This is a genomic window from Bordetella pertussis 18323, assembly GCF_000306945.1.
GTDB lineage: Bacteria > Pseudomonadota > Gammaproteobacteria > Burkholderiales > Burkholderiaceae_B > Bordetella > Bordetella pertussis.
This window is the reverse complement of sequence record NC_018518.1, coordinates 1,675,523-1,687,745: the sequence shown is the minus strand read 5'-3', so window position 1 is coordinate 1,687,745 and position 12,223 is coordinate 1,675,523. Positions and strand designations below refer to the sequence as shown.

Genomic DNA, 12,223 nt, shown 5'->3' with positions numbered 1-12,223 from the left:
GCTCCATGGCCAACTCCCCTACCCCCCTGTCCGCCCAGGCCGGCCTGCCGGCTGCAAGCCCCTCCCTGCCGGCGGCCACGCCGCATCGCGCGTTCGGCCTGTGGTCGCGCGCGCTGGCCGGCCCCGCCCTGCGCGACACCCTGCGCAAACTGTCGCCGGCCGCCCAGTTGCGCAACCCCGTCATGTTCGTCGTCTACGCCGGCAGCATCCTGACCACCCTGTTGTGGCTGCTGGCCCTGGCCGGCCTGGCCGAGGCCCCCGCGGGCTTCATCCTCGCCGTCGCGGCCGGCCTCTGGTTCACCGTGCTGTTCGCCAACTTCGCCGAGGCATTGGCCGAGGGGCGCGGCAGGCAGCAGGCCGCCGCCCTGCGCGGCTTGCGCACCACCATCGAGGCGCGGGTGCTGACAGGCTTTCGCGATAGCGACGCCGCCGCAGCACTGCCGCCGTACTGGCGCTCGCGCGCCACCTCGCGCCCCTCGGGCGCGCTGCGCAGGGACGACGTGGTCCTGATCGAAGCGGGCGAAACCGTGCCGGGCGACGGGCAGGTGATCGCCGGCATCGCCTCGGTCGACAAAAGCGCCATCACCGGCGAATCGGCGCCGGTGATCCGCGCGGCCGGCAGCGATTTCTGCTCGGTCACCGGCGGCACGCGCGTCCTGTCCGACTGGATCTTCGTGCGCATCGCGGCCGACCCTGGCGACAGCTTCCTCGACCGCATGATCGCCATGGTGGAAAGCGCCCGCCGCCAGAAAACCCCCAATGAGCTGGCGCTGACCATCCTGCTGGTGGGCCTGACGCTGGTGTTCCTGCTGGTCGTGGCCAGTCTGCTGCCGTTCTCGATGTACGCGGTGTCCGCCTCGGGCGCGGGGCAGGCTGTGTCGATCACCGTGCTGGTGGCCCTGCTGGTCTGCCTGATCCCCACCACCATCGGCGGCCTGCTGTCGGCCATCGGCGTGGCGGGCATGAGCCGCATGATGCGGGCCAACGTCATCGCCACCTCGGGGCGCGCGATCGAGGCGGCCGGCGATGTCAGCGTCCTGCTGCTGGACAAGACCGGCACGATCACGTTTGGTAATCGCCAGGCCGCGGCCTTCGTCCCCGCGCCGGGCGTATCCCCGGCGGTGCTGGCCGAGGCCGCGCGGCTGGCGTCGCTGGCCGACGAAACGCCCGAGGGCCGCAGCATCGTCGCCCTGGCCGAGCGCATCCTGGACACCCGCAGCGAGGCGCCCGCCGGCGCGCGCTTCGTGCCGTTCTCCGCCCAGTCGCGCATGAGCGGCGTGGACCTCGACGGCCGCCTTATCCGCAAGGGAGCGGCCGACGCCCTGGCACGCTGGCTGGGCGAAGGACAGGGCGGCCTGCCCGCCGCCGTGGCGCGCGACGTGGACGACGTGGCGCGCCGCGGCAGCACGCCCCTGGTGGTCGCCGAAGGCGGGCAGGCGCTGGGCGTGATCGAGCTCAAGGACATCGTCAAGCCCGGGATCCAGCCGCGCTTTGCCGCGTTGCGCCGCATGGGCATCAAGACGGTCATGATCACCGGCGACAACGCCCTGACCGCGGCCGCCATCGCCGCCGAGGCCGGCGTGGACGACTTCCTGGCCGAAGCCACCCCGCAAGCCAAGCTGGAACTGATCCGCGCCTGCCAGGCCGACGGCCATCTGGTGGCCATGACGGGCGACGGCACCAACGATGCGCCGGCGCTGGCCCAGGCCGACGTGGCGGTCGCCATGAACTCCGGCACGCAGGCCGCCAAGGAGGCCGGCAACATGGTGGACCTGGACTCCAACCCCACCAAGCTGATCGAAATCGTCGAAATCGGCAAGCAGATGCTGATGACGCGCGGCGCGCTCACCACCTTCAGCGTCGCCAACGACGTCGCCAAGTACTTCGCCATTATTCCCGCGGCATTCATGGCGGTGTACCCGCAGCTGGCGCAACTCAATGTGATGGGCCTGGCCACCCCCGCCTCGGCCATTCTTTCGGCCGTCATTTTCAACGCCCTGATCATCGTGGCCCTGATTCCGCTGGCGCTCAAGGGCGTGCGCTACCGCCCGCTCGGCGCGGCGGTGCTGCTGCGCCGCAACCTGCTGGTCTATGGACTGGGCGGGCTGCTGGCGCCCTTTGCCGGCATCAAACTGATCGACATGGCGCTGGCCGCCCTGGGCTGGACCTGACAAAAGGAGCATGACCATGCACCCTCCGCTTCCCCCCGCCGGGCGCCCCCTGCGCGCCGCCCTGGTGATCTTCCTGGCGCTGTCCGTGCTGGTCGGACTGCTTTATCCGCTGGCCACCACCGGCGTGGCCCGCCTGCTGTGGCCCTTCCAGGCCGGCGGCTCGCTGCTCGAGCAGGACGGCCGCGTGGTCGGCTCGGCGCTGATCGGCCAGTCGTTCACCGATCCGCGCTATTTCTGGGGCCGGCCATCGGCCACCGCGCCCATGCCCTACAACGCCGCCGCCTCGGGCGGATCGAACCTGGGCCCCGCCAACCCGGCGCTGGCGCAGGCCGTCCGGGCGCGCATCGCCGCCTTGCGGGCGGCCGATCCCGGCAATCCGGCGCCGATTCCGGTGGATCTCGCCACCGCTTCGGGCAGCGGCCTGGATCCGCACATCAGCCCGGCGGCGGCCGGCTACCAGGCCGCCCGCGTGGCGCGCGCCCGCGGCCTGCCCACCGCCACGGTGGAGCAGCTCATCGCCCGGCACACGGAACGCCCGGTGCCGGACATCCTGGGCGAACCGGTCGTCAATGTGCTTGCCCTCAACCTGGCGCTGGACCGCCTGCGCTGAAGCGGCGCGCGTATAGTATGCGTGCCGCCTGCGCGCGACCCTTCCCGACGCGACACACCCACCCCATGGCCGACCCCGGCAACGACCGCCTCGACCCCGACCGCCTGCTCCAGACCCTGGAGCAGGCGCAGTCCGACGCCCGGCGCGGGCGGCTGCGCATCTACTTCGGCGCCTGCGCCGGCGTAGGCAAGACCTATGCCATGCTGGCCGCGGCGCGCGCCCAGGCCGCGCAGGGCGTGGATGTCGTGGCGGGGCTGGTCGAAACCCACGGCCGCGCCGACACCGCCGCGCTGCTCGATACGCTGCCGGCCCTGCCCCTGCAGACGCTCGACTTCCAGGGACGCCGCCTGCGCGAATTCGACCTGCAGGCCACCGTGGCGCGCCGGCCCCGCCTGCTGCTGCTCGACGAACTGGCGCACACCAACGCGCCCGGGGCGCGCCACGCCAAGCGCTGGCAGGACGTCGAGGAACTGCTGGCGGCCGGCATCGACGTCTGGACCACCCTCAACGTCCAGCACCTGGAAAGCCTGAACGAGGCGGTCGGCGGCATCACCGGAGTGCGCGTGCGCGAAACCGTGCCAGACTCGGTATTCGATGCCGCCGACGAGATCATCCTGGTGGACCTGTCGGCCGACGAATTGCTGCGCCGCCTGCGCGAGGGCCGGGTCTATGTGCCGGAACAGGCCCGCCACGCCAGCCGGCACTTCTTCCGCAAGGGCAATCTGATCGCCCTGCGCGAACTGGCGCTGCGCCGCACCGCCGAACACGTCGACGACGATGTGCGCGCGTACCGCCACGAACGCGCGATCGAGCCGGTCTGGCGCACGCGCGAGGCCGTGGTCGCCTGTATCGACGCCGACCCGCATGCCGAGCATGTGCTGCGCAGCGCGCACCGGCTGGCCCAGCAACTGGACTGCGAGTGGCATGCCATCACCATCGAGGCGCCGCGGGTCGCGCCCCTGCCGCGCGCCGGCCGGGCGCGGCTGGACCAGGCGCTGGCGCTGGCCGAGACGCTGGGCGCGCATGTCGAGACCGTGGCCGGCACCGACATGGTCGACGCCGCGACCCGCTACATGCGCCGCCACAACATCACCAAGGCCGTGGTCGGGCGCGACGCGTGGCGCCGCCGCGGCCTGTCGGGCCTGCTGGATGCCGCCCTGACGCCGGGCCGGCTGCTGCGCCGGCGCAGCTTCGCCGATGCCCTGGCGTCGGCCTGCCCGGAAGCGGACATCGTGAGGGTCGGCGCGCCGTCGGCGGCCACGGCCGCGCCACGGCGCGACCCGCGTTCGTGGCGCAACGCTTCCGCGCCCGCCGGCCACGCCGCCGCCGGCGCCTATCTGTGGGCCCTGGCCTATTGCGCGGCGGCCACCCTGGCCTCGCGCCTGGCCTTTCCGGTTCTGCACCAGACCAATATCGTCATGATCTTCCTGCTGGCGGTCGTGGCGGCGGCCCTGCGCCACGGACGCGGGCCGGCGGCGCTGGCCTCGGTGGTCAGCGTCGCGCTGTTCGATTTCTTCTTCGTGCAGCCATTGGCCTCGTTCGCCGTCTCGGACGTGCAGTACCTGCTGACGTTCGCCGTCCTGCTGACGGTCGGGCTGCTGATCGGCCAGCTGACCGCCGGCTTGCGCCAGCAGGCCCGGGCCGCCGCCAGGCGCGAGGCCGATGCGCGCGGCCTTTACGAATTCGCGCGGGAGCTGTCCGCGGCCCTGCAGCCGGAGCAAATCGCCGGCGCGGCCTCGGCATTCCTGAACGCCGCGTTCGGCGCCCGCGGCGCCCTCTACATACTGGGCCTGGACGACCGGCTGCGGCTGGCGCCCGGCGCTGGCGACGCGGCACTCGAACCCACGCTGGCGCAATGGGCCTTCGACCACGGCCAGGCCTGCGGCGCCGGCACCGACACCCTGTCGAACAGCCCCGTGCTGTACCTGCCCCTGCGCGCGCCCATGCGGGTGCGCGGCGTGCTGGCCCTGCACCACGCCGGCCCGCCGCTCTACAGCGCGGCGCCGGCGCGCCGCCAGCTCGACGCCTACGCCACCCTGATCGCCATCGCCATCGAACGGCTGCACTATGTGGAAGTCGCCCAGCAGGCGCTGCTCAGTATCGAATCCGAACGCCTGCGCAACGCCCTGCTGGCGGCGGTCTCGCACGATCTGCGCACGCCGCTGACCAGCTTGCTCGGCATGGCCGAGACCCTGCAGCGCTCGCCCGCCGCCATGACGCCGGCCGCGCTCGAAACCGTGGCCGCCATGCAGGACCAGGCGCGGCGCATGCACGCGCTGGTCGTCAACCTGCTGGACATGGCGCGGCTGCAAAGCCACGATGCGCCGCTGCGGCGCCAATGGCAATCGGTCGAGGAACTGGTGGGCTCGGCCCTGGCGGCCATGAACGCCGCGCTGCAGGATCGCCCCGTCACGGTCGCGCCGCTTTCTGCCCTGCCGCTGGTGAAATGCGATGGCATCCTGATCGAACGGGTGCTGTGCAACCTGCTGGAAAATGCCGCCAAATACACGCCGCCCGGCAGTGCCATCCACATCGACGCCCTGGCCGACGCCCATACCCTGCAGGTACGGGTGGCCGATGACGGGGCGGGCGTCGCGCAGGCCGACCGCCAGCGGATCTTCGAGAAATTCGCGCGCGGCCAGCGCGAGTCGGCCCCCCCCCCGGCGCAGGCCTCGGGCTGGCGGTATGCCGCGCCATCCTGGACGCCCACCAGGGCCGCATCTGGGTCGAGCCAGCCCGGCGCCTGCGCGGCGCCTGCTTCGTCTTCGCGCTGCCGCTGACCCCGCCGCCGGCCGTGCCCCCCGAACCCGCCTGACCCGCCATGCCCGATTACCGCCCCACCGTACTGATCGTCGAAGACGATGCCCATATCCGCCGCTTCGTGCGCAGCGCGCTCGAAGCCGAAGGCTGCGAGGTCCACGAGACCGACACCGTGAGACGGGGGCTGATCGAGGCCGGCACGCGCCAGCCCGATGCCGTGGTGCTGGACCTGGGCCTGCCCGACGAGGATGGCATGGCGCTGTTGCGCGAACTGCGCGGCTGGACCGAACTGCCGGTGCTGGTGTTGTCGGCGCGCAGCAGCGAAGGCGACAAGATCGCTGCCCTGGATGCCGGCGCCGACGACTACCTGACCAAGCCGTTCGGCGTCGGCGAACTGCTGGCGCGCCTGCGCGTGCTGTTGCGCCGGCACGCCCGCGGCGGCGCCGGCAATGCCGCGCAGGCCGGTTTCGGCGACGTGCAGATCGACCTGGCCCGACGCGTCGTCACCCGCGCGGGCGAGCACGTACACCTCACCCAGATCGAATACCGGCTGCTGGCCGCGCTGGTGGCATCGCGCGGCAAGGTCATGACGCACCGCGAACTGCTGCGCGAGGTATGGGGGCCGTCCCATGTGGAAAGCCACCATTACCTGCGCATCTACATGGGCCACCTGCGGCAGAAGCTGGAAGCCGATCCGGCCCGGCCGCGCTACCTGCTGACGGAAATCGGCGTGGGCTACCGCTACGCGGGCGAATAGCCGCCCAGCTAGGTGTGAAGATTCAATAGGTTGTATGCATGGTTCATCCGAACCGGATTTGAGAAACTGGAAATCGCCACCCCCCCAGTTCACTCAAGGAGCCCGGCCGGATGAACACCCATAAGCATGCCCGATTGACCTTCCTACGTCGACTCGAAATGGTCCAGCAATTGATCGCCCATCAAGTTTGTGTGCCTGAAGCGGCCCGCGCCTATGGGGTCACCGCGCCGACTGTGCGCAAATGGCTGGGCCGCTTCCTGGCTCAGGGCCAGGCGGGCTTGGCCGATGCGTCCTCGCGCCCGACGGTCTCGCCCCGAGCGATTGCGCCGGCCAAGGCGCTGGCTATCGTGGAGCTGCGCCGCAAGCGGCTGACCCAAGCGCGCATCGCCCAGGCGCTGGGCGTGTCAGCCAGCACCGTCAGCCGCGTCCTGGCCCGCGCCGGTCTGTCGCACCTGGCCGACCTGGAGCCGGCCGAGCCGGTGGTGCGCTACGAGCATCAGGCCCCCGGCGATCTGCTGCACATCGACATCAAGAAGCTGGGACGTATCCAGCGCCCTGGCCACCGGGTCACGGGCAACCGACGCGATACCGTTGAGGGGGCCGGCTGGGACTTCGTCTTCGTGGCCATCGATGACCACGCCCGCGTGGCCTTCACCGACATCCACCCCGACGAGCGCTTCCCCAGCGCCGTCCAGTTCCTCAAGGACGCAGTGGCCTACTACCAGCGCCTGGGCGTGACCATCCAGCGCTTGCTCACCGACAATGGCTCGGCCTTTCGCAGCCGCGCCTTCGCCGCGCTGTGCCATGAGCTGGGCATCAAGCACCGCTTTACCCGACCTTACCGCCCACAGACCAATGGCAAGGCCGAACGCTTCATCCAGTCGGCCTTGCGTGAGTGGGCTTACGCTCACACCTACCAGAACTCCCAACACCGAGCCGATGCCATGAAATCCTGGCTACACCACTACAACTGGCATCGACCCCACCAAGGCATCGGGCGCGCTGTACCCATCTCCAGACTCAACCTGGACGAATACAACCTATTGACAGTTCACAGCTAGGCTGCGCGCGGCGCGGTCAGCGCCAGCAGCAGCACCAGCGTGGCACTGTAGATGGGCACGCTGCGCATGTTGCGGAACATCATCTCGGTCAGGCTGAAAGCGCAATAACCGAGGCAGAACAACAGGCCGATCTGCGCGCCCGTCCGTATGACGCGGTCGTCGCTGGCCATGCGGCGCAGGAACACCCAGGCCGGCGCGAGATACAGCAACAGGATGCTCAGCAGGCCGAGCAGGCCGTAGCCGGCCATGGCCGCCATGAAATCATTGTGGGGTTCGCCGTACCCGCTGGCGACCTCCGGCGTGACCACGCCCTGGTCGCGCAGCTTGGCCAGCTCGGCACGGAAATTGCGCGGCCCCACCCCCAGCACCGGCGCCTCCTGGAAGATCATCCACGAGGCATGCCACAGCTGCAGGCGTATGCCCACGGACGTATTGCGATCGTTCTGCACGGTATAGCGCTGTAGATCCGTCAGGATCTTGTGCATCCGGTTTCCCTGCGAGGACAGCATCACCCCCGCCAGCACCGCCAGCGCCGCGACCAGCACCAGGCCCACGGCCAGTTTCCTGCGCAGGCTCCAGACACGGCGGGACATGAGGAACACCAGCCCGAAAACCGGCAGCAGCATCCAGCTGCTGCGCGTCTCCGATACATGGGCCGCATACACCGCGGCGCATGCCGCCCCCACCTTCAACAGCGCTTCCAGGCCGGGCCAGGGCGTCAGCCGCCAGCCCAGCGTCAACAGCGAGGCGAAACCGAAGAACAGCGTCAGATTGGCGAAGGCCACGGCGTTGTACTCGGCGCCGTAGAAGCTGACCTGCATGCGCCCGCCGTACCAGCCGACGATGACATAAAGCATGATCGCGCCGGCATAGGCGCTGAACAGCAGGCTCCACTGGATCTGTTGCAGCCATGGGCGCGGCACGCACAGCAGTACCCAGAACAGGGGAAGCGCCAGCGCGAACCGCAGCAGTTTCTCGAACTCGGAACCGCTCCAGATACCGAGGTAGGCGTTGGTGACCAGCATCGACAGCAAGGGCACCGCCAGCACCGCGCCGGGCCAGGCCAGGTCGCGCCAGGACGGCTGTGCGCGACCACGGCCGGCGTAGACCATGATTGCGAGCGACGTCAGTACGGCTAGCGTGTAGAACACGGCGACGCCCCCGCCTTTGCTGACCAGCGCCAGCGCAGGTATCAACAGGGCAAGAACGGCGAAGATTTTCAATTGGACAACAGGCATGGCATCAAGAGCAGAAAAACAGGGGACGCTTTCATATCGGGCACTGAGCGCCGCAGCAGTGTAGAAGCAAATACCGGACCGGCCTCAACCCGAAACGGAATCCCACATCCACCTAGGACCGTTGAGCGCGGCGCCAGTGCACCATCGCCTCAGATTTTTCCCCAAGGCACCCCCACGGGCTGCCGCCGGTCGTCCGCCTGCAGCTTGTGGAATGCCGACATGACGCGGCGCGGCGAGAGCCACTCGCGCCACAGGCGATCGCGCCAGCGGCCTCCGGGAATCAGAGCCGGGTAGACGATGCGCGAGGTCGACCAGGCCGGCCGCCAGGCGCGCGTGCGGGTGGGCCTGCCGGTCAGCGACAGGGTGGGCACGCCCACGTTGGAAGCCAGGTGGCCGATGCCGGACTCGTTGCCGATGAACCAGCCCGAGGCATGGATGAAGCCCGCCACCTCGGACAGGGAGGGAAACTGGGGCAGATGCAGGCCATGGTCCAGCACCCAGCTCCACTCGGCCCGCTCGTGCGGCGCGACGATGTAGTTCGGCTCGTAGCCCTCGTGCAGCAGGCGCAGCCCCAGCTCCTTGAAATGGCGCGGCGCCCAGCACCGCTGGGCCCCCGTCGACGTGGGATGCAGCGCCACCCGGCGCGGATGGCTGCGGTGCGGCTGCACCTGCGGCGGCGGCCGCAAGCCGTTATCGGCGCCGGCCTGCGCCAGCCCCAGTTGCTCGCGACAGAAATCGCGGATCTGGAACAGCTTCACGAAGCCGCGCCCGGTAATCGCCACATGCGCGTCGTAATAGAAATAGTTCGGCTGGTGCGCATGCAGCGCGTAGGGCCAGCCCACATGCATCTGGGCCGCGCAATCGTAGCCGGGCAGCACCTGGCCGGCCTGCTCCTCGGACAGCGATGGGCGGATATCCAGGCCCGGGAACCAGTCGCGCAAGCCGTGGATATAGTCGCCGAAGATGCTGACTTCGCGGCCGTGCGCGGCCAGGTTGCGGGCCATGTTCATCATCAGCAGCGTGTCGCCCAGCCGTGGCGCCATCAGCAGCGCCACACGGCGTGCGCCGGCCAGGCCGCGCAGCGCGGCCGCCTTGTCGTAGGGGGGCATATCGGAAGCAGGTTTAGCCATGTTCTCTATCGTCCGAGCCAACGTCCCCCGGATAAAATTTGAAACGCAAAACTGGAAATTTTACAACGAAAAGTTACATATCTATGGGCCTGGCAGGGTCATGCCGGCCCCGGATGGCCGTTGCCCATTCGGCAAAAAACCCGCTACCCCCATAGGGGCGCGGGTTTCTCGGCTGATGCGGTTGAAGCCTTACAGCAATTACATATTGTCGATCATGACCTGACCGAAGCCCGAGCACGACACCTGGGTGGCGCCTTCGAGCAGACGGGCGAAGTCATAGGTGACCTTCTTGGACAGGATGGATTTCTCCATGCTGGCGATGATCAGGTCGGCGGCCTCGGTCCAGCCCATGTGGCGCAGCATCATTTCGGCCGACAGGATTTCGGAACCGGGGTTCACGTAGTCCTTGCCCGCGTACTTCGGCGCGGTGCCGTGGGTGGCTTCGAACATGGCCACGGAATCCGACAGGTTGGCGCCCGGGGCAATGCCGATGCCGCCCACTTGCGCGGCCAGCGCGTCGGAGATGTAGTCGCCGTTCAGGTTCAGCGTGGCGATCACGTCGTATTCGGCCGGACGCAGCAGGATCTGCTGCAGGAAGGCGTCGGCGATCGAATCCTTGACGATGATCTCGCGACCCGTCTTGGGATTCTTGAACTTGCACCACGGGCCGCCGTCGATCGGCTGCGCGCCGAACTCGTTCTGGGCCAGGGCGTAGCCCCAGTCGCGGAAGCCGCCTTCCGTGAACTTCATGATGTTGCCCTTGTGGACCAGGGTCACCGAGGCGCGGTCATTGTCGATGGCGTACTGCAGCGCCTTGCGCACCAGGCGCTCGGTGCCTTCGCGCGAAACCGGCTTGATGCCGATCGACGAGGTGTTCGGGAAGCGGATCTTGGTCACGCCCAGCTTGGTCTGCAGGTACTGGATCAGGTCCTTGGCCTGCTCGGACTCGGCCATGTACTCGATGCCCGCGTAGATGTCTTCCGAGTTCTCGCGGAAGATGACCATGTCGGTCTTCTCGGGCTCGCGCACCGGCGAGGGCACGCCCTTGAAGTAGCGCACCGGGCGCAGGCAGACATACAGGTCCAGCTGCTGGCGCAGCGCCACGTTCAGCGAACGGATGCCGCCGCCGACCGGCGTGGTCAGCGGACCCTTGATCGACACCACGTAGTCCTTGACGGCGTCGAGGGTTTCCTCGGGCAGCCAGACGTCCGGGCCGTAGACCTTGGTGGCCTTCTCGCCGGCGTAGACTTCCATCCAGTGGATCTTGCGCTTGCCCGCATAGGCCTTCTGCACGGCCGCGTCGACGACCTTGATCATCACCGGCGTGATGTCGGCGCCCGTACCGTCACCCTCGATGACCGGAATGATGACCTGATCGGGCACATTCAGCGAGTAATCGGCGTTGACCGTGATTTTTTGGCCCCCAGTGGGAACCTTGATATGTTGATAGGACATGAATGCTCCAGTTGCTCCGGGTGGTTTTTACCGCTCGCCTGACCGTGTTTCTGCCGGAGATGCACGTTTGTAACCACGCAAAGCAACCCGGGCCGGATGGCGGACAACCTTCAATTCTATATCGCATTGGCCCGGCGCGCCCGGCAGGGGGTCCGGCAGGCGGTAAAATGGCCTATCCTTCCCGCCTGTCTTTGAAGCGCCGATGTTCAATCCTTCCCGCGACCAGGTTCGCGAATTCTTTATCGAAACCTGGCGCAAGCACCGCGCCACCGAGGTCCTGACCCCGCTCGAATCCATGGCGCTGGACTGGATCCTCGAACATCCCGAGTACCACGGCGACCTCGAAAGCCCCGAGGCCATGACCGCCGAGTACCCGGTCGAGCACGGCCGCACCAACCCATTCCTGCACCTGTCCATGCACCTGGCGATCGCCGAGCAGTTGTCGATCGACCATCCGCGCGGCATCCGCGCGGCGTACCAGCGCCTGGTCGGCCGCGGCGACGCGCACCAGGCCGCCCATGAAATCATGGAATGCCTGGGCCAGGTGGTATGGGAGGCTCAACGCCTGGGTACGCCGCTCGACAGCGACGCCTACATCGAGCTGATCCGCCAGCGCGCCGAGCGCTAGAAAAGGAAAAGCCCCCGGATCGGGGGCTTGCCCGGCGCCGCTTACTGGCGCACGCCCAGGTCGCTGGGCTGCGCCGCCAGCCAGGCCGCGACGTTGCGGATGTCCTGGTCCGACAGCTGCGCCGCGAACGCGCCCATGATCGGGTTCTTGCGCACGTTGGCCGTGGCCGCGCTGCCCGCGGCGCCACGCTTGTAGGCCTTGAGCGCATGCGCCAGGTAATCGGCATGCTGGCCGGCCAGCACCGGATACTCCGGCTGGACGCTGGTCTTGGCATCGGCGCCGTGGCAGGACGCGCAATTGAACTTGTCGAACACGGCCTTGCCGGCCACCACATCCTGGGCCTGCGCCGAGACGCCGGCGGTCGCCAGAACTATGCCCGCAAGGGCAAACGTAAAGCGTTTCATGGTCTGCCC

9 protein-coding genes and 1 pseudogene are annotated in these 12,223 nt (G+C 68.7%); 6 read left to right on the top strand and 4 right to left on the bottom strand.

Annotation, left to right across the window (positions count from 1 at the left end; genetic code table 11):
• The first annotated feature begins 5 nt into the window (after positions 1–5).
• The 5 genes and pseudogenes from kdpB (at position 6) to BN118_RS07950 (ending at position 7,359) form a co-directional block, all read left to right on the top strand.
• On the top strand, positions 6–2,171 hold the full coding sequence (gene kdpB / locus BN118_RS07970) for a potassium-transporting ATPase subunit KdpB (protein WP_010930950.1): 2,166 nt from the start codon (positions 6–8) through the stop codon (positions 2,169–2,171).
• A 10-nt stretch (positions 2,172–2,181) separates the two neighbouring features.
• Entirely contained in the window at positions 2,182–2,781 is a 600-nt protein-coding gene (kdpC, locus tag BN118_RS07965) for a potassium-transporting ATPase subunit KdpC (RefSeq protein ID WP_003814050.1), read from the top strand.
• 65 nt (positions 2,782–2,846) lie between these two features.
• A pseudogene (locus tag BN118_RS07960) lies at positions 2,847–5,596 on the top strand (DUF4118 domain-containing protein).
• Positions 5,597–5,602: 6 nt separating this feature from the next.
• Complete coding sequence (kdpE, locus tag BN118_RS07955) at positions 5,603–6,298, top strand: two-component system response regulator KdpE (RefSeq protein WP_003814052.1); 696 nt, start codon at positions 5,603–5,605, stop codon at positions 6,296–6,298.
• Positions 6,299–6,408: 110 nt separating this feature from the next.
• Positions 6,409–7,359 carry an IS481-like element IS481 family transposase gene (locus tag BN118_RS07950; RefSeq protein WP_005012067.1) on the top strand — a complete coding sequence of 317 codons (951 nt, stop codon included), beginning with the start codon at positions 6,409–6,411 and terminating at the stop codon, positions 7,357–7,359.
• Here the strand turns inward: BN118_RS07950 and BN118_RS07945 are convergent.
• The 3 genes from BN118_RS07945 to icd all read right to left on the bottom strand — a co-directional run bounded on the left by BN118_RS07945 (position 7,356) and on the right by icd (position 11,182).
• On the bottom strand, positions 7,356–8,597 hold the full coding sequence (locus tag BN118_RS07945) for an O-antigen ligase family protein (RefSeq protein ID WP_005015028.1): 1,242 nt from the start codon (positions 8,595–8,597) through the stop codon (positions 7,356–7,358). The genes BN118_RS07950 and BN118_RS07945 overlap by 4 nt on opposite strands.
• Positions 8,598–8,746: 149 nt before the next feature.
• On the bottom strand, positions 8,747–9,727 hold the full coding sequence (locus BN118_RS07940) for a glycosyltransferase family 9 protein (RefSeq protein WP_003814057.1): 981 nt from the start codon (positions 9,725–9,727) through the stop codon (positions 8,747–8,749).
• A gap of 198 nt (positions 9,728–9,925) precedes the next feature.
• Entirely contained in the window at positions 9,926–11,182 is a 1,257-nt protein-coding gene (gene icd / locus BN118_RS07935; protein ID WP_003814059.1) for an NADP-dependent isocitrate dehydrogenase, read from the bottom strand.
• A gap of 202 nt (positions 11,183–11,384) precedes the next feature.
• Between icd and BN118_RS07930 the strand changes: the two genes are divergently transcribed.
• Positions 11,385–11,810 carry a DUF1841 family protein gene (locus BN118_RS07930; protein WP_003814061.1) on the top strand — a complete coding sequence of 142 codons (426 nt, stop codon included), beginning with the start codon at positions 11,385–11,387 and terminating at the stop codon, positions 11,808–11,810.
• 41 nt (positions 11,811–11,851) lie between these two features.
• Here BN118_RS07930 and BN118_RS07925 read toward each other — a convergent pair whose 3' ends face one another.
• Positions 11,852–12,214: a c-type cytochrome gene (locus BN118_RS07925; RefSeq protein WP_003814063.1), complete on the bottom strand. Its 363-nt coding sequence runs from the start codon at positions 12,212–12,214 to the stop codon at positions 11,852–11,854.
• Positions 12,215–12,223 lie beyond the last annotated feature (9 nt).